This window comes from Peribacillus simplex (genome assembly GCF_900156045.1).
GTDB classification, from domain to species: domain Bacteria; phylum Bacillota; class Bacilli; order Bacillales; family DSM-1321; genus Peribacillus; species Peribacillus simplex_D.
Genome location: NZ_FTMX01000001.1, coordinates 624,783 through 650,852, shown reverse-complemented (window position 1 = coordinate 650,852; position 26,070 = coordinate 624,783). Strand labels below are relative to the sequence as shown.

Genomic DNA, 26,070 nt, shown 5'->3' with positions numbered 1-26,070 from the left:
ACCGGATATGATCCGGATTGAGTATGATTGGTAGCACTTCCCTTTATTCTGCAAAACGTGACAATTTTTGCGAAAAAAAATAAATCCGCTTAAACGGATAAAAGTGCAAATAAACTTATTAGCAGAAAAACTCTTTATTATTACTATTATCGAAAAAAAAGGCAAGGATGTAAAGAGTTAAACGTGTATTTTATGAATAATAGTGCATTTTTTCACTGGAAATTCGACAAAATCCAGCTAAAATGAGTAAAAACAGAAAAAGAGCACCCTGGTCAGGGTGCTCTCGTTTATTAAAAGCTCATTAATGTCAAGACATCATAGCCGTCCAATTTATCTTTACCATCCAAGTCGGTCAATTCAATAAGGAATGCAATCCCGGCTACGATTCCGCCAAGCTGTTCAACCAATTTGATCGTCGCTTCGATTGTTCCCCCGGTAGCAAGCAAATCATCCGTAATCAGGATACGCTGTCCCGGTTTAATGGCATCTTTATGGATTGTCAATACATCCTTGCCATATTCCAATCCATATTCGACTTTTATCGTTTCACGTGGAAGTTTTCCTTCTTTTCTCACTGGCGCAAAGCCCACTTCCAATGAGTATGCGACTGGACATCCGATAATGAATCCGCGTGCTTCCGGCCCGACCACCAAGTCGATATTTTTATCGCGAGCGTACTCGACGATTTGGTCTGTTGCGTATTTATAAGCAGCGCCGTTATCCATTAATGTTGTAATATCTTTGAAGACAATACCCGGTTTTGGCCAGTCTTGCACAATTGTTACATATTGCTTTAAATCCATTGCTTTGTTTCCTCCTCAAGGTCTGTTGCCTCATGAACTAAATAATGATTGAACCAATCGAATAATTGTTGATAGGAAGAATAAACAAGCTCTTGTTCAAGCTCAAATTGCTCTTTCTTTCTTGTATACGATTCAGATTCACTGAGATCGCGTTTTTTCGCATTGGTTGTGAGCATAATTAACCCATTCTCTATTGTAACAAAATCAAGCTCAAAAAACACCTTAGAAATGAAATCCACGGTATCTCTCGACCAGCCGCGATATTTGGCCAGGTCATCACCGTATCTCTTCACGTCAAGCGGACCCTTTTTGGCAAGGAAGGCATAGAACCATTTAAAATGATCCCTTGTTGGCATCGTACTCAAGAAATGGTCCTGTTCATGGGAAAGGTGAGCGTAGATACGCGAAGGGTTCTTATTGGCAATCACCCGTTTCAAATATTCCCTTGAAGGAGGCATGTCCATTAATGCCAAATGACCTTCAAAGCAGTCGAGCTGCTCTGCATCCAGTTCATTCTTGATATGGAGAAGATCTGGATGGTTTTCCAAAAATGGGTATCTGCGATAAATATCTTCCGAGAAAATGACGATCTTCCGGTTTTGTACAGGAATGTCGGCAAGCCACTTCTCTGCCTGTCCCTTGCCGCGGTAATCGAATAACTGCCAATGGTTTACCGAGACATCCTGGACAAAGATCTGGGGCTTTTTCATATTATTCCACTCATTGATGGAAAGCTCACCAATGACCGAGACCGAAGCGTGCGGAGCTATTTCATCGACAAAATGACCGAGACCGAAGCCCACTCCGTCAAGTTTGTGTTTTTCACCATCTTCCAGCTGGACCTTCAAGTGATTTTGGTTGGCACCAATTTTGCGGACACTTGAAAGCTGGACGGAATCTATCAAGATCTTCGGCTTCGGATTCGTAACCCCAAATGGCGCCAGCAAGCTCATTTCCTGAATCGTTTGAATGGAAACTTCAGCTAACGTCGTTGCCCTGTCCAAGTTTGTAATGGGGATGAAGTCCTCTTCGTTCAGTTGTTCCTTCGCAATCAAGTTCATGCGGTCCCTGAGTTCCTGAACATCTTCAATTTTCAATGTCATTCCAGCAGCCATCGGATGTCCACCGAAATGAGGCAGCATTTCACGGCAGGCGGAAAGACTTTGAAATAGATCGAAACCGGCGATGCTACGAGCAGAACCTTTAGCTAATCCCTTTTCCCGGTCATAGCTCAATACAATCGTGGGCCGGTAAAAGCGTTCAACTAGTTTAGAGGCCACAATCCCCACAACTCCGGCGTTCCAGCCTTCCCTGCCGATGATGAGCACACCATTGGACTCAGGCGGGAAGTTTTCCTCGACTTCAGCAATCGCTTCTTCCGCCATTGCCGCAACCATTTCCTGTCGCTCTTTATTGATATCATTGATTTCATGGGCGAGTTCCGTCGCTTCTTCCAGACTTTGTGACATCAATAAATCGACAGCGGGATCGGCATCTCCAAGGCGCCCGACAGCATTGATCCGCGGTGCCATCGCAAAGCCGATCGATTCTTCATTCAATGCTTCCTGCTGAACATTCGCCACTTTCATTAAGGCAACAAGTCCCGGGCGGCGCGTCAAACGTAACTGCTCGATGCCTTTCGCAGCAATGACGCGGTTTTCCCCTTGTAAAGGCACTAAATCCGCTATGGTGCCGATTGCCGCTATCTCAAGCAAATCCTCAGGCATTTCCCCAAGCAAGGCGTGTGCCAGCTTAAATGCGACCCCTACTCCGGCAAGCTCTTTAAATGGATAGGAACTGTCCTCAAGTTTAGGATGGATGATCGCCAATGCCTCAGGCAGTTCCGGTCCCGGTTCATGGTGGTCGGTCAAAATATAATCCATGCCGAGCTCGCCGGCAAGTTTCGCTTCATCGACTGCAGAAATTCCGGTATCGACGGTTATTAATACCTTCACCCCTTGGTCGGCTGCTAGGCGGAATGCCATCGGATTCGGACCATATCCTTCTGTAAACCGATTCGGGATATAAAAGTCAACATCGGCCCCCAATCTCGTCAGCGCCGTCATCATCACTGTGGTCGATGTCACGCCATCCGCATCATAATCACCGAATATACGTATTTTTTCTCCATTTTGAATTGCTTCTCGTATTCTATATACTGCTTTATCCATATCCTTCAATAAAAATGGATCATGAAAAGTTTGATTTTTTACAAATAAAAAGGATCGGGCACTTTCAATCGTATCCAGGCCTCGATTCACAAGCAGGGCTGCAACCAAAGGTGTGATATGAAGCTCTTCAGCTAGTACAGCTACTTTGTTTTCATCGGCAGTCCGTAAGTTCCACCGGGTTTTTGGCTTTAACATTTATTCACCCCTCAACTTACTCATTATACAAAACGAATATACCAGTTTCAATTTTATTTTAAACTCATAATTGGCTGTAATTCCCTGTTCGGCCCAACAAAAAGAAGGCTGGCATCATGCCAGCCCCCTCTCACCTATTAAACTTGTCCTTCAAGACTTTGTTTCTTTTCTTTCGCTGTATTCAGCGGACCTTTCTTCTTCAATTCCCTGATTTTCAAATCAAGCCAAAATTGGGAAGCGATCAATAGCGATGAATACACGCCGCATATTAAACCGATAAACAGAGCAATGGAGAAGTTACGGATAGCTTCACTGCCGAAGATCATCAACGCGATGACCGTGATGAGAACGGTCAGAACCGTGTTAATGGACCTCGTCAAAGTTTGCCTGATACTGATGTTCACTATGTTCTCAAGTTCTTCGGCGGTTTTGATTTTACGGCTGAAGCGCAGGTTTTCACGAATACGGTCAAAGGTTACGATCGTATCATTGATCGAATAACCGACGATCGTCAGAACCGCAGCAATGAAGGTGATATCCACTTCGAGCCGGAGCAAGCTAAAAATCGTGATGATGAAGAAGGCATCATGTATGAGCGCGACCACGGCAGGTACGGCCATTCGCCATTCAAATCGTATCGATACATACAATATGATTCCGATTGATGCGATCGCTAACGCATACATGGCATTTTTCGCAAGCTCTTTTCCTACAGTCGGTGATACGGTGCTGACATTCGGTTCCGCTCCGTAATCCTTCTTGAAATGGTCCTTCAATTCAGCGATTTCCTGTTTATCGAGGACACCGACTGTCCGAACGACAGCATTTTTATTGTCTTTACCAGCGAGCCTGACATCCTTGATATCATCCGCATCGATACCGACCTTTTTCATTTCGGTTTCAACTTGCTGAGTAGTCAAGACGTCTTTGGACGAAACCTCGATTCGGGTACCGCTCGTGAAATCAATCCCAAGATTCAATCTGAAGACGAGAAGGAAAATGATTCCAATAACAGTGACACCGATTGAAATGCCATAAAAAACTTTCCGATGTTTGACGAAATCGATTTTATCAAAGCGTGTTGGCAATGACATCAAATCCATTTTCTCGGATAAATCGTGAATGTATTTCTTCTTCACGCCAAACCATGATGCACGTTTGTCCAGGAACCCGCTATTCACCCACAGGCTCATGAAGAGGCGTGTACCATAGACGGCTGTGATGAAACTCATTAAAATCGAAATGATCAAAGTGGTGGCAAACCCTTTAACCGAGCTTGTTCCATAATAGAATAGAACAGCCGCAGCCAGCAGGGTCGTTAAGTTGGCATCCGTGATGGTAGCAAGTGAATTCTTGGTACCTTCTTTATAAGCCGCTTTAACAGATCTGCCAAGTTTCAATTCATCCCTGATTCGCTCATAGGTTATGATATTGGCATCGACAGCCATCCCGACCCCGAGTACCAATGCCGCAATACCAGGCAGCGTAAGGACCGCATTCATCCAATCAAACACTAATAGCGTCAAGAAAAGGTATATGCTTAATGTGACGACCGCAATGAATCCCGGGAAGCGGTAATACACAAGCATGAAGATAAAAACAAGTGCAATTCCGATGATTCCTGCAAAAATAGTATCATTCAGTGCACCTGCACCGAATTGGGCACCTACAGAAGTGGAATACTTTTCTTTTAAATCTACAGGCAAAGCACCGGCATTAAGAAGGGCTGCAAGCTCTTTCGCTTCTTCCACCGTGAATTGACCGGTAATATACACCTTCTTCGTATTGAAAACTTCACTGACAGCCGGAGCGGATATCATATTGTCCTGTGAAGCTGTATCCTTAATGGAATCTTTTCCTTCCTCGAAATCCAACCAGATTGCAAGTACATTAGTCGGACTTTGCATCGAGGATATTTTTTGAGTGATGTCCTTAAATTTATTCACATCTTTCAATGTGACTTCGACAACCGGTTTATTCTCTTGGAACGTTTGTTTCGCGCCGCCTTCTTTAAGGTCGGCACCGGTCATCATTTCTTTATCGTTGTAGTCACGGAAAGATAATTTAGCTTGTGTCGAGAGGATTTCGCGAGCGTTGTTTTGGTCTTTGACCCCAGCCAATTGAACGCGGATCCGGTCTTTCCCTTCGATTTGAATGTTAGGTTCGCTAACGCCCAAAACATTGACACGCCGCTCAAGTGAGCTTACTGTAGCCCGTAAAACATCCGGGGTGATCTTTTCCCCAGACAGCGGTTTTACTTCATATAACACTTCAAAACCGCCTTGAAGATCAAGACCCAGCTTGATATCCTTTAGGATTCCTTTTGAAGTCGTCCCCATCGCTGCGAAAATCAATAGTGCGATTAGAAAAAACGCAACGATCCTGCTTCTTTTTACCATTATGTAGTAGGCCCCTTTCTATAATACGCCTGTTCCTGAAGTTAAAAACACTGTCATTTTTAGTTTATATGGTAACTGCATACCCTTTGCTTCTTGAGAAAAACGACACAGCTTCCCTGCTTTTTCCAAAAAAAAGCATAACCATATCTATTATGAGACATATACAAACAGCTGTCAATTTAAGTATATCTTTGCGTCATTCTTTAAAAAGTTCCTTCAGTTCCTCTTCAGAAAGCGGCTCCAATAGGTTTGGTGATTTATATGCTTCAACCATTTGGAAGGTCATGAACTGGTTGCTCGAAAATGTCACGATATCTGCGACAAGTTCATGAATGTGAATGTTTTCCTGCGGACGCTTCCATTTATTTTTGGTTAAGGTTCCCCAAATGTCTTCCTCCGTTACGGCATTCAATCCGACCATTTGAAATTCCTCACGCTTGCTCTTCAAAAATGGACGTACCTTTAGATAATACCTTTGATAGGGATGATTCTTTTTTGACATCACTTTGCCTCCAGTAAAAATGATTCTCAAATAAATGCGCATTTTCTTAGAAGGGTTTCAATCATTTGTTAGAACGCAAACAAACACTTTTGTCATGCTTTGTCCAAGTACAAGCATATAGATAATTGTATAGCATAACCGCTTTTTTGAGAAGGCAGGGAGGGAGTTCAATGTCCAAATTTTTAAAAGGGACGCTGATTTTATTAATCGCAAGCCTGATTACAAGGGTTCTTGGTTTCATTAACCGCATTGTCATCGCCCGCTTCATCGGCGAAGAAGGCGTTGGTTTATATATGATGGCATTACCGACCCTCTTTCTCGTCGTGAACATAACCCAGTTAGGCCTGCCAATCGCCATTTCGAAATACGTGGCTGAGGCCAATGCCAGAGGTGATGAGCGGAAAATCAAGAAAATCCTTGTCGTCTCTTTGGCCTGCACCATTACTCTATCGATGATTTTCACTCCTGCGATGCTGCTTTTCGCGCCGGTTCTCTCAGATTACCTATTTACTGATAAACGGACGCTATGGCCGCTCATGGCGATTGCCCCTATCGTACCGATCATCGCCGTCTCATCCGTACTGCGCGGTTATTTCCAAGGCAAGCAAAATATGAAGCCCTTCGCTTTCTCGCAAGTTATCGAACAGGTGGCCAGAATCACTTTCATAGCCGTCCTGACGAAGGCCTTTTTGCCATATGGAATTGAATATGCAGCAGCCGGTGCGATGTTCGCATCGATTATCGGGGAACTTGTATCTCTCTTCTACTTATTGACCAGCTTTAAAATAAAGAAACATTTTAAGTTCAGAAAGGGTTTCTTCAAGAATGTCAAATCGGGAAAAGGAACGTTCACGGAATTGATGGGGATCGCCCTTCCTTCTACCGGAAGCAGGATGATCGGATCGGTTTCGTGGTTTTTCGAACCGATAGTGGTCGCCCAAAGTTTGGCAATCGCCGGAGTCACCGCAGCCGCAGCCACCAGTCAATACGGGGAGCTGACAGGGTACGCACTGCCTTTACTCATGCTTCCATCTTTCGTTACATCATCATTGGCGACGGCACTTGTCCCGGCAGTGAGTGAAGCCCGGACGACCGGAAACTTTTTACTCGTTGAACATAGGCTTCAGCAGGCCCTGAAAATCACCTTTATCACAGGCTGTTTAGCTATCGTCATTCTGTTCATCTTTGCCGAACCGATTTTACAAGTCATGTATGGCTCTTCGCATGCTGCTGTTTTCATTAAATTCCTGGCACCTTTTTTCATCCTTTATTACTTTCAATATCCGCTGCAATCCATGCTGCAAGCACTGGATCTTGCAAAGGCCGCAATGTTCAACAGCCTGGCCGGAAACATCCTTAAAATCGGTGTAATCTGGCTGCTGGCGTCAAAGGAGAGTTTCGGGATCATGGGTGCCGCAATCGGGATAGCCGTCGGTACGATGCTCGTCACCTTCCTGCATTTTTCAACCGTGCTGAAGGTCGTTCCTTTCACGCTCCATTTCCGCAGCTATATATCAGCTTTGATCCTTGCTTTAATTTCAGGATGGGGCGGTTATTATCTTTATCAATTCCCGCTTTCTTCACTGCCACTTGGCACAAGGCTCATGTTTTCCGTGACGGTCGTCATCCTGCTGTTCACATTTTTCCTGCTCATGACCGGCAGCATAAAAAAGGCGGATCTGATCAGGATTCCTGTAGTGGGCGGCTTTTTATCAAAATTCGCTTGGAAATGAAATGAACCGAAGCATTAAAAGGCTTCGGTCATTTCTTCGTTTCATTTTTATCGATGTAAAATTGGCCATCTATGTACCCACAAATCGAAATCTCTTTTATCTTCGTTTCTCCCAGTTTTTTCAACTGGTACCGGAGCCAAAAATGATTTTTGCCAATTCTATCGAGATTGCTCTCCTGTATCTCCCCGTCAATTATAAGGGGATAAGGTGTTTCCTTGGTTTTAGACCGTTTGCCTTTGGTATTCTTGATGATCGAAAGCTTCCCGGTAGATTCAAGAATTGCGAATTGCACCTCATTTAAATCATTAATTCCCTGTTCTCGCAGCTGGGTCAATAAATCATCGAAAGTATATCGTTGCTTACGCATCGCTTTTTCATCTATTTTCCCTTGATTGATGATGATCTGCGGCGTACCATCCACGATGTTTCGAAATCTAATGCTTTTCAATGAAATGAAAGCCAATATTATTTGGATGAAAGCAAGTACGAACATCGGAATGATTTGCCTGAAAAATGGTCTATCCAAATCTTCAAAGGATAGGACGGCGATGTCCCCGATCATGATGGATACCACTAAATCAAGAATGCTCAATTCCCCAACTTCCCGCTTACCCATCATTCGAAAAAGGATTAAGATGACTAGATAGATCACTGTTGTCCTAAAAATAATAGCCAGGATATCCACTTCAATACCACATCCTTCATCCATAGCATGGCTTGGGAACTGAAAAATTACTCCATAATCTTTTCTAATTTTGAGGGAAGCTTCTTAAACCTGGTCTAAAGGTTCGATACGGGGAATATGCTTGTACAAACACATAAACAGGCTATACGTATCAGCCTTGTAAAAAGGAGGAATACCCATCGAAACTAAAAAAATGAGTGTCGCCGTAATTTATGGCGTAGGCTCCATCTTTGCAATAGCGATGATTGCAAGTTTAATCGTTTCCATCCTTCTTCGTTTTACTTCACTGACGGAATCATCCCTGACATACGTGGTCATGATCGTGTCCTTTTTATCGCTTTTCATTGGTGGATTCATTTCAGGAGGCAAAGGGAAAAAGCAAGGACTATTCTTGGGAGGAAGCACTGGGCTGCTTTATCTGTTGGTCATGTTCCTTTTTCAATATTTAGGCCACGATGCACTTTTCACCATCAAGCAATGGATATACTATGGCTGTTTTGTGATTACGGCCATGATGGGCGGCGTGCTTGGGGTCAACATGAGTTCCGACTCCCGCACCGATTAAAAAACACAGCAAAAAACCGGGCACATGGCCCGGTTTTCGTTTGTATTATACGGATACTTCTTTATTCGGTGCGCTTTCCGTAATTTCACGGATTGCTGCACGGTCAAAAGTCAGTTTTGTGCCGTCTGGTGATTTAATGACGATTTTCAGGTCATCGATTGCATCGATTGTTCCGTGCATGCCGCCGATAGTAGCAACTTTATCACCTTTTTTCAAACTGCTTTGCATGCTTTGCGTAGCCTTTTGGCGTTTTTGCTGCGGGCGGATTAATAAGAAATAGAACAATACGAACATTAAAATCAACGGAAGTATTTGTGTTAAAGAACCCATTTTATATATTCACTCCTTTCATTCATTAAAATATTTATGGAATTAGAAGTTTCTCGCATTTGGTTCATTGAAACCATACTGCTCAAAAAACTCTTCCCTAAAGTCTCCAAGACGATCTTCTCGAATAGCTTGTCTGACCTGTTCCATCAAGTTTAACAGAAAATGAAGATTATGGTAAGTCGTAAGACGAATCCCAAAGGTTTCTTCACATTTAATCAAATGGCGGATATATGCCCGGCTATAATTCTTGCATACATGGCAATCGCAATTTTCATCGATTGGACCGAAATCGCGTGCATACTTCGCATTTTTCACAACCAGCCGTCCATTGCTCGTCATGAGCGTACCATTACGCGCAATTCGCGTCGGCAGTACACAGTCAAACATATCGATACCGCGGAGTGCACCATCGATCAATGAGTCCGGTGAACCGACCCCCATAAGGTAACGCGGTTTGTCAGTTGGCAAAAGCGGACTTGTAAACTCAAGTACGCGGTTCATGATATCCTTCGGTTCCCCTACGGATAGTCCTCCAATAGCATAACCCGGGAAGTCAAGGGAGACAAGGTCTTTTGCACTTTGTTTGCGAAGATTTTCAAACTCCCCGCCTTGAACGATTCCGAACAGCCCTTGGTCATTTGGGCGCTCATGTGCATTTAAACACCGTTCCGCCCAGCGCGATGTCCGTTCTACCGACTTCTTCATATACTCTTCAGTCGCCGGAAATGGCGGACATTCATCAAATGCCATCATAATATCGGAGCCAAGCGCATTTTGTATTTCCATCGCTTTTTCCGGAGATAAGAATAATTTATCGCCATTCAGATGGTTCCTGAAATGCACGCCCTCTTCTTCAATTTTGCGGAATTCGCTCAAACTGAAGACTTGAAAGCCGCCTGAGTCGGTCAAAATCGCCCGATCCCAGTTCATGAACTTATGCAATCCGCCAGCTTCCTTGATGATTTCATGCCCCGGACGCAACCATAGGTGGTACGTATTGCTCAGGATGATGCCTGCCCCCATTTGTTTCAAATCTTCCGGGGACATCGTTTTGACAGTAGCCATCGTTCCAACCGGCATAAATGCCGGCGTTTCAAAAGAACCATGCGGCGTATGGACCCGGCCTAGCCGTGCCCCTGTCTGTTTACATGTTTTGATTAACTCATATCGTATTGCAGTCAACGCAATAACTCCCTTCAAGAGCTTCACACTCTTATATTACTTAATTAACATTGCATCTCCAAAACTAAAGAACCTGTATTTTTCTTCCACAGCCGTTTCATAGGCATGAAGGACATGCTCCCTGCCTGCAAGTGCAGAAATAAGCATGATTAAAGTCGATTTGGGCAAATGGAAGTTCGTAATCATCGCATCGATCCCTTTAAACTCATAACCAGGATAAATGAAGATGCTCGTCCAGCCATTCTCTTCCTTGAAAACCCCATCATTGCGGGACGCAATCGTTTCCAATGTCCTTGTGGACGTTGTGCCGACCGTAATGATTTTCCCGCCTTTACCTTTCACATCATTCAGCAATCTGGCTGTGCCTTCCGTCATTTGATAAAATTCCGAATGCATTTCGTGGCTGTCAATATCGTCGACACTTACTGGACGGAATGTACCAAGTCCAACATGCAGCGTGATGAAGGCGATGTGGACACCCATCCCTTTAAGTTTCTCAAGTAAATCCTCCGTAAAATGCAGGCCAGCGGTAGGTGCCGCTGCCGATCCACGTTCACGCGCATATACCGTTTGATAGCGATCCTGGTCGTCGAGCTGTTCCTTGATGTATGGAGGTAACGGCATTTCGCCAAGCTTCTCCAGTATTTCATAAAATATGCCGTCATATTTAAATTCAAGGATCCTTCCGCCATGCTCGAGCACGCCTGTACAGACGGCACTCAGCTTACCATCGCCAAAAACGATTGTCGAGCCTTCTTTAATCCGTTTGGCCGGCTTCACAAGCGTTTCCCATACATCATCATGCTCTTGCTTAAGCAGCAATACTTCGATTTTTGCACCGGTTCCTTCTTTACTGCCGTATAGTCGGGCCGGAAGCACCTTCGTATCATTCAACACCAGGCAATCTCCCGGTTTGATATATTCCGTGATATGGCTGAATACATCATGCTGAAGCTTACCGGTTTCCTTGTCCAGCACCATCAATCTACTAGCTTCCCTATCCTCCAAAGGAACTTGGGCAATCAGTTCCTCCGGTAAATGAAAATCAAACATATCCAATTTCATCTGTTCCACTTCCTTACGTGTCTATCAAGCTGTAATCATTATTTAAAACGGCCGATCAAATAAAAAATGGCGGACAACACAACACTGACGATGATTGATGTAACGATAGGAAAGTAAAACGTCGTATTCCCCTTTTTCAGAAAAATATCTCCCGGCAGCCTGCCGAGATGAATATATTTCATCGCAAAACCAATCACGAATATAATCGCACCAAGAATCATAACCATCTTTGGTATATTCATCATTCAGGCATCTCCATGCCGAAATGCTCATAAACCAGCTGTGTTGCCATCCGGCCTCTTGGGGTACGCTGAAGAAAACCGACTTGTAACAGATATGGTTCATACACATCTTCGATCGTATGTGCCTCTTCGCCAATCGTTGCCGCAATCGTTTCCAGACCCACTGGTCCGCCACGGAATTTTTCAATGATCCCTTTAAGTAATTTATGGTCAATATGATCGAGTCCTAAACGGTCGACCTGCATTAATTCAAGCGCATAATCGGCAAGCTCGGCCGTTATCGTACCATCCCCGCGCACCTGGGCGAAATCCCGGACCCTCCGTAAAAGCCGATTGGCAATTCTCGGGGTGCCCCTTGACCTTCTTGCAAGCTCAGCTGCTGCTTGATCATCCATTTCCGTATCCATGATTCTTGCTGTACGGATGATGATATCAGTCAAATGGTTTTCCGTATAGTATTCAAGACGGCTCAAAACGCCAAAACGGTCCCTGAGCGGTGCAGATAATGAGCCTGCACGTGTCGTGGCCCCTACTAGGGTGAACGGCGGCAAGTCAATCCTGATCGAACGGGCTTCCGGTCCCTTACCAACTACAATATCCAGACAGAAATCCTCCATAGCCGGATATAGCACTTCTTCAACGACACGTGGAAGACGGTGAATCTCATCGATGAACAATACATCACCTGGTTCAAGTGCACTCAAAATGGCCGCCAGATCTCCCGGCCGCTCAATGGCGGGACCGGAAGTCGTGCGGATATTTACACCCATTTCATTGGCGATGATGACGGCAAGCGTCGTCTTTCCAAGACCAGGCGGTCCATATAAAAGTACATGATCGAGCGTTTCTTCACGCATCCTAGCCGCTTCGATGTATACACTTAAATTCGCTTTCACTTTATCCTGTCCGATATATTGCTTTAAGTTTTGCGGCCGCAGGCTTTGTTCAAAGGACAGTTCGTTCAAATCGGCTTCCTGATTGAATATTCTCTCCTCCATTGCGCCACTCCTTATCTTAACATCATTTGCAATGCTTTCTTAATATATTGCTCGGTCGTCATATCTTCAGGCTGCAATTTCTTGGCAACCTTTTGGATTTCCTTTTCAGAATAACCAAGAGCCTTCAATGCAAGAATGGCTTCATCCAATTCCTCCGTATATCCATTTGGACTGAGTGCAGCCGTTATGCCTTCGTTAAACAAGCTTGGAAACGCATCCGGAATGATGTTCTCAAGTTTCCCTTTTAAATCGAGAATCATCTGCCGTGCCGTTTTCTTTCCGACTCCCGGGAATTTCACCAAAAACGATTCATCTTCATTTTCGATCGCCTGTACCACCTGATCAACCTGGCCTGAGGCCAATATGGCTAGCGCACCCTTCGGCCCGATTCCCGTTACATTCAATAATTTTGTGAATAGCGCCTTTTCTTGACGAGTCTGAAACCCGTATAATGCGGCCATATCCTCACGAACATAATGATACAAGAAAACTTGTATTTCTTTCTGGTATTGAGCGGAAAAAATAAAAGGATTCGGTGTCATCACTTGATATCCGATCCCCCCATTTTCCACGACTATGTATTCAGGCCCAATATAATCGACCTTGCCTTTTATATAATCATACAAATTAATTCTCTCCCTGATTTTGCTGTACCTCTCATTTTATCATAAAAAGGGGGTGTTGTTCATTAAAAGTTATTTAGTAGCCGCAAAGACTTTTACAATGGAGGATATCCCGTTTCATTACATTTGGGGTATTATCCCTTCCTACAGTTTGTAGACAAATGGGGTTCTATCTAAATTTTATACAAGGTGATTGGAACGGGTGTACTGGACTTCTGCGGGAAAGCGAGTGCCTGGAGGCAACGTTCAAATGGTACAAACACTAAAAAACTGTAGACAAACCCAATTTTCATCGAGTTTATCTACAGTCTGAAGGATGGGTGTCATCCCATCCTAGTTCACCGAATATGGTTCATACTCTTTAATGAGCTGTTTATATTGGTCTTTATTCATGATCGGAATCCCTTTTTGCAGTTCCTCCTGCTTGTATGCTTCAAGTTTACCAACGTCTATTTGGTAGAAAGTATGAATGATCTTCGCGTGCTCGGGCCTTCCGATAAAAATGGATAACGTACCATCTTCCCTCATCCCAAGGTAACCATTCGCTTTTAAAAGCGGGGATATGTCATTTTCAATTTTCTTCATGACAATCTGCTCTTCATTTTGATCGACCACTTTCCATCCTTCATATTTTGACCAAAAATCCTCCATCGACCAAATTGTTTCTGTCAATTTCTCTTCACTTAACTCTCCATCCAGATACATACGCTGAAGAATGACCTTCCTTTCAATAGGATCATTTTCCTTTTGAACGGTATCTTCGGCAAAAACGGTTAAGCAAAATGGCAATATGAAAAGCGTCATGAAAAATTGGATTCTAAGTTGATTAATCAATATATTCACCTCTTAAGGCGTTTACTTTTTATGTAGTTTGACCCCAAATAAGGATTATTAACCAGAAAAAAATCAAAAAAAGCTGACTCCATATCGGGTCAGCCCACTAATTATTTCAAGTGATTTTCGTGAATGTTAAGATTATCGAACAAGTCATTTGCATCCAAAATGATCATTTCCCGCGTATCGCCATCCCGAAGATTGTTATCAAGTGTCATCGTCCTGAAATAGACACCTTCATCGGTGGTTACATATAGGGTTCGGCCATTGGTAAGGGGGCCGATTTCCTTTTTGATTCTTTCTTTAACATCTTTTGCTTGGCTGTAGTCATCAAGCCGTAGGGCTACCAGCATTTCATCTTTCATGATGATTGTCCTGGCATCGATGACCGGCTCCACTTTCTTGGCGATTCCATTTACTTTATCGGCAAAAGCGCCTTCATAAGAATTATAATAAGAAGATTTTGCCTTAAGCGGTTTACTTTCATGTCCATGGTAGTTACGGTCACTCTTACTGTACGCATCATCTTTATCGTATAAACCTTGCACCATATTCTCATAATTGATGTTGCGTACCAATGCATCTTTTTCATGGTACCCTGTATCATTCGTGATATTTTCATTTTCCGCTGTATCATTATTAGCACATCCAACCAAACTGACGGCGGCCAATACCGTACAAAGCGGAAGTGCCCATTTTATTTTCTGCACCAATAACCCTCCCATTGCAATAGAATGAGCTATATTTCGCTCATAATTAGCATGGGTGTCGAACAGGAAATGTACTCTGTAAGATACGGCCAAAAATCAGTTTTAATTCCTATTAAGGGAAGAAATCCTTTTCGCCAATTTTTCATTCATCTCCATCCGCTCTGAAAAACCTTCCACGGTCATTTTCCAGACCGAATGAAGCTGGGAAGAACTTTTATTAAGACGATTCCATTCACGGAAAATATCGGTAGGATAAGTTAAAGCATATAAAAAGGCCAGGTCTGACTGATACCTTTGCAATTGCGGAACTTCCCACAGTTCTGTGGCCGCATCTTCCAAATGAGGCAAAATACGATTTGCATACTGTAAATAATCAATGCACCTCGGTGCATTCGCCATTAGGTCAAAATCGATTAACGTCAAAGTGCCGTCCGCTCTCCGCAGGAAATTATGGTGTGCACAATCACCATGAATGATGACTTTCTTTTCCTTATTCCATAAAGACTGATTTTTATCAAACCCCTCCAGCGACCATTCACCCCATCTAATCCATTCCTTGATAATATCTTCGGAAACATATTGGCGAACATAAGAAAAGTTCTTTTTAAATAGTGATAAGCGTTCTTTCCACTTTTTTGATTGATTGAACACAGGAGCGTTAATGGAGATATGTTCCGACACATCATGGAAGCTTTCCAGTAACTGAATGCCCTCTAAGCGGTCCTTATGTTTGGAGTATCTGAATTTTTTCTTACTCGGCGGAAAATAGTCCATACTGCCATACCATTTCCCTTTAAATTGAAAGGGCATTAAATTCTGATGAATATAATAAGTTTGATGAAATCCCTTTTGTTTTAATAACGAAGTCAATTCCCTTTGCCGATCCCATTTTTCAAAACTGTCGAATCCTTTTAGGATCATGGGATGACCCTTTTCAAAAGTTAATAAATAGACACTGCTTTGAATATGGTGGACATTCTTTGGCTTACGATTTAAATAAGATAGGAGACGAGTGTTAAAAACACTGTCTCCTTGATAATTAGTAGTCATCGCTTTCATCTACATATGTCGGTATCCCAAATGTTTCCGGCGCACGAACTCCCCCGAATTGGCCTGGCTGGCCTCCCATTTGTCCAGGTAACATAGCTTCCGGCTGACCACCAAGCTGACCGCGCATCATGTCTGGCTGACCACCAAATTGTCCCGGCATCATTCCTGGTTGGCCCCCATTTTGGCCGCCCATCATCATGTCCCGCTGACCACCGAATTGTCCCGGCATCATACCTGGCTGGCCTCCATTTTGACCGCCCATCATCATGTCCGGCTGACCACCAAATTGTCCCGGCATCATACCTGGCTGGCCTCCATTTTGACCGCCCATCATCATGTCCGGCTGACCACCAAATTGTCCCGGCATCATACCTGGCTGGCCTCCGTTTTGGCCGCCCATCATCATTCCCGGCTGACCTCCGTTTTGGCCGCCCATCATCCCTGGCTGGCCTGGGTTTTGACCGCCCATCATCATTCCCGGCTGGCCTCCGTTTTGACCGCCCATCATCCCTGGCTGGCCTCCGTTCTGGCCGCCCATCATCATTCCTGGCTGGCCTCCGTTCTGGCCGCCCATCATCATTCCTGGCTGGCCACCGTTCTGACCGCCCATCATTCCTGGCTGGCCACCGTTCTGACCGCCCATCATCCCTGGTTGGCCTCCGTTCTGACCGCCCATCATCATTCCTGGCTGGCCTCCGTTTTGGCCGCCCATCATCCCTGGCTGGCCTGGGTTTTGACCGCCCATCATCATTCCTGGCTGGCCTCCGTTTTGACCGCCCATCATCCCTGGCTGGCCTGGGTTTTGACCGCCCATCATCATTCCTGGCTGGCCTCCGTTTTGACCGCCCATCATCATTCCTGGCTGGCCTCCGTTCTGGCCGCCCATCATCATTCCTGGCTGGCCTCCATTTTGGCCGCCCATCATCCCTGGCTGGCCTGGGTTTTGTCCGCCCATCATCATTCCTGGCTGGCCTGGGTTTTGACCGCCCATCATCATTCCTGGCTGGCCTGGGTTTTGACCGCCCATCATTCCTGGCTGGCCTGGGTTTTGACCGCCCATCATCATTCCTGGCTGGCCTGGGTTTTGACCGCCCATCATCATGAATCCGTATGATTCTTCTGACTCATCATCATATTGGAATGGCATCTCCATTCCCATTTGAGACTCTTTCGGTGACATCCCTGGGTATTGGGCCTGTTGCTGTGATTGAACGGATTGATATTGGTGATAATCTGGATGGTGTTGTGCATTGCCCATTTGTTGGTTTCCTTGATACTGCCCCTTCACTTCCGGCCCATAAGATCCAAGTAACCCCTTATTACAGCCGCAATCCTCCTCATCCTCACCGGCAGTCTGGGAATAATGCTGAGGGAAGTTTTGATTGTATGAAGAAGGCGATTCGCCTGGTGACTCATAATCTTGTTGCATATATGAACCTGCTGCTTGAGGTTGTTGATTCATCCCTCCATAATAATGGTGCGGAACCGGTGCGGAGGCTTGATATGGATAATGTTGCTGGTTTGTTGCATTCATGCTCGCCCCTTGGACGAATCCTTGATCCATCATTTGCATGTCAGGAGATTCTCCCCAAGCATCAGAGCTCTCTTCCATCATTTGATAACCTTGTATTTCCGGAGCCGCCTGATACCCTTGTGCGCCTTGATATGGTGCTTGCATGCCTTGCATTTGCGCCCATGGTGGCGGCTGAATACAATAACCGCTTCCAGGTAAGATTGGCGTTACTGGAATACAATCATCCACCGGCTCACTATATTCCTGAGCTGGCTGTACAGCTGGCTTTTTCTTCTTCTTTTTGGTTACTGCAGGCTCTTCTTTTTTCTTTGGTAAAGGTGGCGGTGCTGGAGGCTTTTGCACACTCATATTGGTCATGTTGACCATGTAATAATTATTGATGTCGATCTCCGGAATCACCGGCATGGGTACCGGCACTTCTTTTGGAACGATTACTTGCTTTTCTTTAATGATTGGCTTTGGCTGAACGATCTGCTGCTCTTTCTTAACTGGCTGCGGAACGATCTGCTGCTCTTTTACTGGCTGTTGAAATTTCGGCTGTTCTTTAACGGCCGGTTTTTGCATATTTTGCTGCTCTTTCATAGGTGCTGACTTAGGCTGGAACTGTGGAATTTGGGATTCTTTCATTCCCGGCTGAATATTCACGTTTGGTTTACCCGTATCTTTTATAACAGCTCCGGATGTCCCTGGTATTTTAATTTTCATTCCGGGCATCATCATGTCCGGGTTGCTCAATTGCGCGTTAACTTTTTTAAGTTCTTCAAAACTGACGCCGTATTTTTTGGCGAGTTTCCAAAGTGTATCGCCTTTTTGGACTATATGAATTTTCACGCTGCTAACCCCTCCTGTGCATATGTCCATATATTCTATGAAGCAGTGGGTGAATTGCTATTATTTTTATCATGAAAACTTATGCGTAAAAAATGACTTTTATGATTCGATCAATGATTTAGGGACATAGAAGGTACTTTTTTGGAGAGGAAATAAATGATAGGCCATCTCGAAAAAGGAAATTCCCCCCTTTGAATTCCATTCCTGAATCGCTTCTTTCAGGCTTCTGTCTAAACTCAGGGAAATCCGGGTATAAGAAAAAGTAAATGACCTAAGGCTTTGTCTTAAGGTACTAATTTTACATCCCTGGGGGTAATATTAATGAAATGGAAAGGCAGACAGGGCAGCTCGAACGTCGAGGACAAAAGAGGCATGAGCGGAAAAGGCATGGCCGGAATCGGCGGAGGGCTCGGATTGGTAATTGTCTTGATCGTGACGCTCCTTGGCGGTAATCCAAGCGAATTGCTAGGCAGCTTGAATTCCACTGAATCGAACCATGGCGGCTCATATGTCGAAACTGATGAAGAAAAGGAACTTGCGCAGTTCGTATCTGTCGTCCTTGCAGAAACGGAGCAGGTCTGGGCAGAAGAATTCCGTAAAAATGGACTGGAATATAAGGAACCGAACCTTGTCCTGTATTCAGGTAGTGTCGAATCGGCATGCGGGATGGCAGCGTCTTCCGTAGGGCCATTTTATTGTCCGGGTGACATGAAACTATATATTGATCTCAGCTTTTATCAAGAGTTAAAGCAAGAATTCCAGGCACCCGGGGATTTCGCCATGGCCTATGTCATCGCCCACGAAGTCGGACATCACGTTCAGACACTTTTAGGAACAACGGAAAAGGAAATGCCCGATCGTTCAAAAGTAAGCGAGACCGAATATAATAGGTTTTCTGTCCGTCTTGAATTACAGGCAGATTATTTGGCTGGAGTTTGGGCACATCATGTCCAAGGAGAGAATTTGCTTGAAGAAGGCGATCTTGAGGAGGCCTTGAATGCAGCAAGTGGTGTGGGGGATGACCGTATCCAAGAAAGGGCACAAGGGTACGTGGTGCCAGACAGCTTCACGCATGGTACTTCCGAACAGAGGAAACGGTGGTTCAATAAAGGATTTAAATCTGGTGATATGAATGAAGGCAATACTTTTAAAGCGAATAACCTTTAAACGTTCTTAGCTGTTTCGATTACATAAGGAAAAGGGGGTCAATCCCCCTTTTTCTTATGATCCAAAGTCTTTTTAGAAAGCACTGACTCAAACGCGCTCCAGCATTCTGTTTAATGCCAGGATGGCATTATCCGCAATGTTTTTCTCCACTTTTATCGGATTGATGATGATACCTTCTTCAATGGATTCAAGCGCCCATAGCAGGTGAGGCAGATCAATCCGGTTCATTGTTAGACATGGACACATATTCGGATTTAACGAGATGATGTTCTTGTCAGGATTATTGGCGATAAGTCGCTTGACAAGGTTCATTTCCGTACCGATTGCCCAAGAACTACCTGGTTCGGCTTTTTCGATCATATTTATGATGTACGATGTCGAACCCGCATAATCTGACAGGGCGACTACCTCACGGCGACATTCGGGATGAACGATGATATTCATTTCAGGCTGCTCCGCTCTAAGCGTTTCAATATTCGCCGTAGTGAAATTTTCATGGACTGAACAATGTCCTTTCCAAAGAAGTACCTTTAGATCTTCCAGGTCCCCTTCATAGATCAATTCATCTTTATGCGGATCCCAGACAGCCATTTCATTCAATGGGATTCCAAGGTCAAAGGCAGTATTCCTCCCAAGATGCTGATCGGGAAGAAAAAGGATCCTTTCTTTTTGCGAGAGGGCCCACGAGACCATCCCTTGTGCATTGGAAGACGTCACCGTCGCCCCGCCATTTTTCCCTACAAAAGCTTTGATGGCCGCTGTGGAATTCACATAAGTTAGCGGAAGGATCGTATCGCCAAATAAATCCTGAAGCTTTGTCCAGGCCCGTTCCGTTTGTTCAATATCCGCCATATCCGCCATGGAGCAGCCTGCACGCATGTCAGGAAGGATAACCGTCTGCCCTTCTTCCGTCAAAATATCTGCTGTTTCAGCCATGAAATGCACGCCACAGAACACGATATAATCCGCTTCGCGATTTTGCGCGGAAAGCTGGGCCAATTGAAGTGAATCCCCCGTTGAATCCGAAAATTGAATGACTTCCTCCCGTTGATAATGATGACCTGGAATATAAAGACGGTTCCCCAGTCGTTTCTTAATGTCAAGGACCCGATTCTCCATCTCTTCCTTTGTCATCGTTTTATACTTTTCAGGTAATGCATTTCCTGCTGTTTTAGCCATCTCCAATATGTTCATTTCAATATTCCCTCCCGCTCTTTGACCTTTGCGCTAATATCAAGTGCCCTGACACTGTGCGTCAAGCTGCCCAACGAAATATAATCTACCCCTGTTTCCCGATATGAGGCTAGATTGTCTAAATGGATCCCTCCAGAAGCTTCAGTTATGATGTGGGCGGGAACCAATTTAATCAGTTGCTTGATTTCTTCGGGGCTCCGGTTATCGAACATGATGATATCTGCACCGGCTTCCACTGCTTCAAGCACCTGTTGTGGTGATTCCGTTTCCACTTCCACTTTAGTGGTATGTCCCAGTTTGGATTTTACCGTTTGAACCGCTTTCGTTATGGACCCAGCGAAAGAAATATGATTGTCCTTTATCATGACTGCATCATACAAACCATACCGGTGATTGAATGCCCCGCCGGAACGGACCGCATATTTTTCAAGCATCCGCAGGCCTGGTGTAGTTTTCCTCGTATCACAAGCTCTCGTCTTCGTCCCCGCTAAAATCATGGCAGCTTTATGTGCCTGTGTCGCAATGCCGGACATGCGCTGCACTAAATTCAAAACGACCCGTTCCCCTTTTAACAGGGAGGCCATATCGCCGGTCATTTTAGCAAGCTGTTGTCCTTTTTCGAAAACTTCGCCATCTTGAAAAAACAGGGAAACCTCGATTTGCTCATCCAACAATGCAAATCCCGTCTTGATGACGTCTCCTCCACTAAAGACCCCGCCTTCTTTTGCGATGAATGTCAAAGTTCCTTGTTCACCTTGATCAAAAATCGTATCACTCGTTACATCGCATTCCCCTATATCTTCCATTAAAAATTGTTGCAGCATCTGCTTAAGCTTCAATATATTCATATAGTCGTCTCCTTTTCACTCGGTTTTTTACATCCGTGCATGCAAGGATAACCGAATTTTCAAGCCATTGGGCGTCATCTTCGTTAGGATAGTCACTGCGGAAATGACCGCCCCTGCTTTCCGTTCTGGTCAATGCTGATTCGGCAATCAGCCACGCCACGATGATGGCATTGATTTTCGTTATTTCTTGTATCGATAATGCCGTTACTTCCATATGGAGCAATTTTTCGATAGTAAATGTCTCAAGATAATCCTTCAGTCGAGTTAAACCAGCTTCATTCCGAACGATTCCCGCTTCGTTCATTAATTTTTCCTGTAATGTCGAGAGATCAGGTAGAAAGGAAATTTGACTGGAAATCTTGGACCGCCCTTTTTCTTCAGGTATCGGCCTTGCCGGGACTTTAGCAAGGAAACGGCCAAGCGTATTTCCAAAAACCAATCCTTCGAGAAGGGAATTGCTTGCCAATCGGTTTGCACCATGTACACCAGTGCATGCCACTTCACCAACTGCATACAAAGAGGGTACAGAGGTTTGCCCCGATTCATCCACTTCAATTCCTCCCATTAGAAAATGGTTTCCTGGTGCAACCGGGATTTTCCCCATTTGAAGGTCCAGCCCGCTTTTTTCACATAATGAGCTCACTGTCGGAAAACGATTTTTAAAATCCTTTATCATCGAAATATCCAAAAATACCTTTTCACCGCGCTGCAAATAAGAAAAAATCGTCTGTGCAACAATATGCCTTGGTGCTAGATCTTTCAAGCTATGGACATCCTCCATGATCGGCGTTCCCATTTCCGTCACTAATCTCGCACCATCCCCGCGAACCGCTTCTGAAACCAGCCCTTTCGCTTTGCCATTTACAAAAAGCAGGGTCGGATGGAATTGTATGAATTCCATGTCACGAACTTTTGCACCGGCCTTGAATGCTAGTGCGATTCCATCACCTGAAACCGTTTGTGAATTTGACGTGAAATGGTATAGGGAACCACAGCCGCCTGTTGCCAAAACCGTCTGTTCTGCATGATAGGCAACAAGTTGCCCTGCCTTATCAAGTGTTCTGACGCCTATGCAAGAATCATCTTGCCCGATGATCAATTCCACTGCAGCAACATTCTCCATCACAGTAATCGATGATTGTTTTAAACGCCCTATAAGATGTTCCATCATGTACTTTCCTGTTGCATCACCGTGACTATGAAGGATTCTTCGTTCACTGTGGGCGCCCTCCATGCCAAGCAATAGAGTTCCGTCCTGATCCTGGTCAAATCGCATACCCGAATCAATAAGTTCAGCTATAACCGAAGGTGCCTCTTCGACGAGTTTTTCCACTGCCTTCACCTTGTTATATCGCTGACCAGCTGCCAGCGTATCTTTTTTATGAAAGGATACTCGGTCACGATCAGATATTGCAGCAGCAATCCCGCCCTGGGCTAAGTAAGAATTACCATGACGGATATTTGATTTTGTGATGAGTATCACATGCTTATGTTCACTTGCTTCCAATGCCGTTTTTAAGGCAGCAATCCCGCTGCCTATCACGATGATTTCCGCTTTTACCATTATTTCATTCCTCCTGTTTATGACAGGTGTCTTGACAACTATATTTACATATTATTAAACTATTATCAAGAGTTTTTTAAGATTAAAGGATGGAAGTGATTTCTTGATTTATTTGGATTACGCCGCTACAACTCCGATTGATGAGGAGGCTCTCGACGTATTCAGCCAAGCATCCCGGACGTTTTTCGGGAATGCGAGCAGTTTGCATGATATTGGCTCTGAAGCGGCACGTTTATTGGATATGTCACGGCAGCAACTCGCAGAAATGCTGAACATAAAAAAGGAAGGAATCATCTTTACAAGCGGCGGATCAGAAAGCAACATGCTTGCCATCGATACATTCATCGCTTCGAAACCAACCTGGCAGAACCACTTGATTGTAAGCCGAACCGAACATGCATCTCTTGCCAATTTCGTGGCAAAACTTGAACAAGAAGGATTCGAGGTTACTTATTTACGGCATTTGGAAGATGGCCGGGTTGATATTGAACATCTGCAGGAATGTATGTCGGAGAAAACATGTTTGGTCATTGTCCAGCATGTGAATTCGGAAATCGGGGTCATTCAACCCATTGAGCAAATAAGTGAAGTCGTTCGAAAACACCAGGCTTTTTTTCATGTGGATTGTGTCCAATCATTTGCTAAATTACCGCTTGGGAAGATAGCTGCCTCATGTGATGGACTATCCATTTCCAGTCATAAAGTTTATGGTCCAAAAGGGATTGGTGCCATCATTTTCCCGGCCATCCATCAGTTGAAGCCTTCGGTACCGAATATCACTCATGAGTATGGTTTCAGACCAGGAACAGTGGACGTCCCCGGAATTGCTTCCTTCGTAACCGCTGCCAAGAAATTGGGGGATATCATGGAAGATGAACGAAAGCGGATTTCCACACTTAGGATGCAATTGATCCAACGGCTTACGGAAAGGAAAATCGATTTTCAAATCATCGAAGCAAAAAACGCGCAATTGCCTCACATTCTGGCGCTGACCTTCGCTGGATTGCAAGGACAGTACATCATGTTGGAATTAAACCAGAAAGGATTCGCCGTTTCGACGGGAAGCGCCTGTCAAATCGGTAAACAGGATCCTTCAAAAACGATGATGGCCATTGGGAAAAGCGAAGATGAAGCCCATCAAATCGTCCGCCTTTCCTTTGGCAAAAACACGACGGCTGACGACATTCACAAGTTGGCGGACTGCATCGAAGGAATAGCTGCCATTCGATAAAACCCTCCAATCTGTGTTAGAATGTTTGTAATTAAAGAGGTGAATGTTTATGGAAAGAAAGAAATTACTTGGGGAAGAAAGACGGACGAAACTCTTACATTTATTGCAAACAAGCACGGAGCCTGTAACGGGCAGCGAGCTTTCGCAGATAACGAATGTAAGCCGGCAGGTTATCGTTGGTGACATAACCCTACTGAAAGCGCGGAATGAACCTATCATTGCCACAAGCCAAGGCTATCTGTACTTACAAACGGGGAGCACGCAAAAGCCGGAAAGGATCATTGCTTGCCAACACGATCCTTCCCGGACCCAAGAAGAGCTATATTTACTTGTGGATATCGGCATCACGGTGAAAGATGTCAAAATCGAGCACCCCGTATACGGCGACCTAACCGCTTCCATCATGGTCAGCAGCCGGAAGGAAGTCCAGCAATTCCTTTCAAGGGTGACGGCAACGAACGCATCTTTTTTATCGGAACTGACGAGCGGCATCCATCTCCATACACTGAGCGCAGCATCTGAAGATCTGCTCGACGAAGCGGAGTGTGCTTTAAGGGATGCCGGCATTTTAGTTGATTGATAACGCAAAATCCTCAAAAGCCATATCTTTTGAGGATTTTTTCATTGGCCATCATGGTCACCCATCATCGGAATTGCTTTCATTTGAGCTGCCTTCCCCGGAGTTTTCTTCCTGGTTACTTCTCAACTGCCCGATAAGACTAATGACGGAACCGACCGCCTGAACCCAGCCTCCCGTCGCTTGGATTAATTCAGCATGAGATGGCTTCTCTTCCAAATCAGGATATTGATATTTTTGTAGTTCCTGCTCTTTTCCCTGCTCCTTATCTTGCTCTTCTTCCTTTTGATCCTTTTCTTGGTCTTTTTCTAGAACACTATTTTTAAGTTCCTCAATTCCGCCTATCGCTTGCATCGAATTCCCAATCGCCTGCAACAAATTTCCCGTAGCATTGAAAGCCTGCTCCGGTTCATCCGGATTTTCGAATGCCCCGGCCAAAGCGGTACCTCCGCCCAACGCTTGGATCAAATTACCTTTGATGATCAATTCCTGTTTGGTTACTTCATCGAAATCAATGACTAATCCTAAGATAACCGTCGAATTTCCGATTGCTTGTAATTGGTTTCCTAATTTATCCAGTGACCAGGTTTCTTCTGCGTCCGCCAACAAGGCATTTCCTGTTGCTTGAAGTTCATTTCCAATCAAATCCAAGTTATTACGAAATTCTTCGTCCAAGACATCGGATGGTGTACCCGCTATAGCAGAAAGGACAGTTCCTATCGCTTGAATCCAAGAACCGAAAGTTTCTTTGAATTGATTATCCATCTCTGCTGACCACCACCCTCTCTCTGCATTTTTGATAAAAAAGGTGCTTCCATGATTCAGTCATCAACGTATGTATTACTGTTCCGATTTCAACAGACTACCTAACGGGATTTACTTATTGTATTTGCGTTCATCACAATCGGTGTTTGTTTCCCATCCAGAATCATAGGCTCTTTTTATCATGAAAAACTTCGTCCATCTTCCCCTAAATCAAAATATGAATGGCATTCCTTCCTGCCTATTGCTATATATTTCATCTAATGACAGCCAAC

24 protein-coding genes are annotated in these 26,070 nt (G+C 44.6%); 5 read left to right on the top strand and 19 right to left on the bottom strand.

Translation table 11 applies throughout. The features are described from left to right. Window positions 1-290: 290 nt before the first annotated feature. From BW986_RS03095 to BW986_RS03080, 4 genes are all read right to left on the bottom strand, one after another. A complete protein-coding gene (locus BW986_RS03095; protein ID WP_061464220.1) occupies window positions 291-803 on the bottom strand; it encodes an adenine phosphoribosyltransferase in 513 nt (170 codons plus the stop codon). Then, a complete protein-coding gene (gene recJ / locus BW986_RS03090) occupies window positions 794-3,169 on the bottom strand; it encodes a single-stranded-DNA-specific exonuclease RecJ (RefSeq protein ID WP_076365014.1) in 2,376 nt (791 codons plus the stop codon). The genes BW986_RS03095 and recJ overlap by 10 nt, the downstream gene beginning before the upstream one ends. A gap of 137 nt (window positions 3,170-3,306) precedes the next feature. Next, the gene (gene secDF, locus BW986_RS03085) at window positions 3,307-5,568 is read right to left on the bottom strand and encodes a protein translocase subunit SecDF (protein WP_076365012.1); all 2,262 of its coding nucleotides are present in this window, start codon (window positions 5,566-5,568) and stop codon (window positions 3,307-3,309) included. Between the two features lie 196 nt (window positions 5,569-5,764). Then, a complete protein-coding gene (locus BW986_RS03080) occupies window positions 5,765-6,070 on the bottom strand; it encodes a post-transcriptional regulator (protein ID WP_076365010.1) in 306 nt (101 codons plus the stop codon). A gap of 170 nt (window positions 6,071-6,240) precedes the next feature. Here BW986_RS03080 and spoVB point away from each other — a divergent pair, with 170 nt between their 5' ends. Then, window positions 6,241-7,803: a stage V sporulation protein B gene (gene spoVB, locus BW986_RS03075; protein WP_076365008.1), complete on the top strand. Its 1,563-nt coding sequence runs from the start codon at window positions 6,241-6,243 to the stop codon at window positions 7,801-7,803. A gap of 28 nt (window positions 7,804-7,831) precedes the next feature. Here the strand turns inward: spoVB and BW986_RS03070 are convergent, their stop codons facing one another. After that, complete coding sequence (locus BW986_RS03070; RefSeq protein WP_076365006.1) at window positions 7,832-8,512, bottom strand: DUF421 domain-containing protein; 681 nt, start codon at window positions 8,510-8,512, stop codon at window positions 7,832-7,834. Between the two features lie 169 nt (window positions 8,513-8,681). On the opposite strand from BW986_RS03070, the gene BW986_RS03065 reads away from it, so the two are divergent. Then, on the top strand, window positions 8,682-9,053 hold the full coding sequence (locus BW986_RS03065) for a TIGR04086 family membrane protein (RefSeq protein WP_179085991.1): 372 nt from the start codon (window positions 8,682-8,684) through the stop codon (window positions 9,051-9,053). Between the two features lie 45 nt (window positions 9,054-9,098). On the opposite strand, the gene yajC is transcribed toward BW986_RS03065, so the two are convergent. The 10 genes from yajC to safA all read right to left on the bottom strand — a co-directional run bounded on the left by yajC (window position 9,099) and on the right by safA (window position 18,452). Then, complete coding sequence (yajC, locus tag BW986_RS03060; protein WP_076365002.1) at window positions 9,099-9,383, bottom strand: preprotein translocase subunit YajC; 285 nt, start codon at window positions 9,381-9,383, stop codon at window positions 9,099-9,101. Window positions 9,384-9,425: 42 nt separating this feature from the next. After that, window positions 9,426-10,565 carry a tRNA guanosine(34) transglycosylase Tgt gene (gene tgt, locus BW986_RS03055; RefSeq protein WP_076365000.1) on the bottom strand — a complete coding sequence of 380 codons (1,140 nt, stop codon included), beginning with the start codon at window positions 10,563-10,565 and terminating at the stop codon, window positions 9,426-9,428. A 36-nt stretch (window positions 10,566-10,601) separates the two neighbouring features. Then, on the bottom strand, window positions 10,602-11,630 hold the full coding sequence (gene queA, locus BW986_RS03050; protein ID WP_076364998.1) for a tRNA preQ1(34) S-adenosylmethionine ribosyltransferase-isomerase QueA: 1,029 nt from the start codon (window positions 11,628-11,630) through the stop codon (window positions 10,602-10,604). Window positions 11,631-11,668: 38 nt separating this feature from the next. Next, window positions 11,669-11,875: a DUF2905 domain-containing protein gene (locus BW986_RS03045; protein WP_076364996.1), complete on the bottom strand. Its 207-nt coding sequence runs from the start codon at window positions 11,873-11,875 to the stop codon at window positions 11,669-11,671. Beyond that, window positions 11,872-12,870: a Holliday junction branch migration DNA helicase RuvB gene (gene ruvB, locus BW986_RS03040; RefSeq protein ID WP_034308811.1), complete on the bottom strand. Its 999-nt coding sequence runs from the start codon at window positions 12,868-12,870 to the stop codon at window positions 11,872-11,874. The genes BW986_RS03045 and ruvB overlap by 4 nt, the downstream gene beginning before the upstream one ends. A gap of 11 nt (window positions 12,871-12,881) precedes the next feature. After that, window positions 12,882-13,496, bottom strand: a complete 615-nt coding sequence (gene ruvA / locus BW986_RS03035) for a Holliday junction branch migration protein RuvA (RefSeq protein WP_076364994.1) — start codon at window positions 13,494-13,496, stop codon at window positions 12,882-12,884. A 330-nt stretch (window positions 13,497-13,826) separates the two neighbouring features. After that, window positions 13,827-14,327, bottom strand: coding sequence for an intercompartmental signaling factor BofC (locus BW986_RS03030; RefSeq protein WP_076364992.1), 501 nt, complete (start codon window positions 14,325-14,327; stop codon window positions 13,827-13,829). Window positions 14,328-14,437: 110 nt separating this feature from the next. Beyond that, window positions 14,438-15,037, bottom strand: a complete 600-nt coding sequence (locus tag BW986_RS03025; protein ID WP_076364990.1) for a YhcN/YlaJ family sporulation lipoprotein — start codon at window positions 15,035-15,037, stop codon at window positions 14,438-14,440. Window positions 15,038-15,139: 102 nt separating this feature from the next. Then, window positions 15,140-16,087, bottom strand: a complete 948-nt coding sequence (locus BW986_RS03020) for a phosphotransferase (RefSeq protein ID WP_179085990.1) — start codon at window positions 16,085-16,087, stop codon at window positions 15,140-15,142. After that, the gene (gene safA, locus BW986_RS03015; RefSeq protein WP_076364986.1) at window positions 16,077-18,452 is read right to left on the bottom strand and encodes a SafA/ExsA family spore coat assembly protein; all 2,376 of its coding nucleotides are present in this window, start codon (window positions 18,450-18,452) and stop codon (window positions 16,077-16,079) included. Before safA ends, BW986_RS03020 begins: the two co-directional genes overlap by 11 nt. A 321-nt stretch (window positions 18,453-18,773) precedes the next feature. Between safA and ypfJ the strand changes: the two genes are divergently transcribed. Beyond that, window positions 18,774-19,619 carry a KPN_02809 family neutral zinc metallopeptidase gene (ypfJ, locus tag BW986_RS03010; RefSeq protein WP_076364984.1) on the top strand — a complete coding sequence of 282 codons (846 nt, stop codon included), beginning with the start codon at window positions 18,774-18,776 and terminating at the stop codon, window positions 19,617-19,619. Window positions 19,620-19,706: 87 nt separating this feature from the next. Here ypfJ and nadA read toward each other — a convergent pair whose 3' ends face one another. Genes nadA through nadB form a run of 3 tightly spaced genes read right to left on the bottom strand, consistent with a single transcriptional unit; the run spans window position 19,707 to window position 23,225 of the window. Then, the gene (nadA, locus tag BW986_RS03005) at window positions 19,707-20,813 is read right to left on the bottom strand and encodes a quinolinate synthase NadA (RefSeq protein ID WP_076364982.1); all 1,107 of its coding nucleotides are present in this window, start codon (window positions 20,811-20,813) and stop codon (window positions 19,707-19,709) included. After that, on the bottom strand, window positions 20,810-21,661 hold the full coding sequence (gene nadC, locus BW986_RS03000) for a carboxylating nicotinate-nucleotide diphosphorylase (RefSeq protein WP_076364980.1): 852 nt from the start codon (window positions 21,659-21,661) through the stop codon (window positions 20,810-20,812). Before nadC ends, nadA begins: the two co-directional genes overlap by 4 nt. Beyond that, on the bottom strand, window positions 21,642-23,225 hold the full coding sequence (gene nadB, locus BW986_RS02995; protein ID WP_076364978.1) for an L-aspartate oxidase: 1,584 nt from the start codon (window positions 23,223-23,225) through the stop codon (window positions 21,642-21,644). Before nadB ends, nadC begins: the two co-directional genes overlap by 20 nt. A gap of 103 nt (window positions 23,226-23,328) precedes the next feature. Here nadB and BW986_RS02990 point away from each other — a divergent pair, with 103 nt between their 5' ends. Beyond that, window positions 23,329-24,456: an IscS subfamily cysteine desulfurase gene (locus BW986_RS02990; protein ID WP_076364976.1), complete on the top strand. Its 1,128-nt coding sequence runs from the start codon at window positions 23,329-23,331 to the stop codon at window positions 24,454-24,456. Between the two features lie 49 nt (window positions 24,457-24,505). Continuing rightward, window positions 24,506-25,036 (top strand): transcription repressor NadR, encoded by a 531-nt coding sequence (locus BW986_RS02985; protein ID WP_076364974.1) that lies wholly within the window; start codon window positions 24,506-24,508, stop codon window positions 25,034-25,036. A gap of 57 nt (window positions 25,037-25,093) precedes the next feature. Here BW986_RS02985 and BW986_RS02980 read toward each other — a convergent pair whose 3' ends face one another. Further along, complete coding sequence (locus BW986_RS02980; protein ID WP_076364972.1) at window positions 25,094-25,798, bottom strand: DUF6944 family repetitive protein; 705 nt, start codon at window positions 25,796-25,798, stop codon at window positions 25,094-25,096. Between the last annotated feature and the right edge of the window lie 272 nt (window positions 25,799-26,070).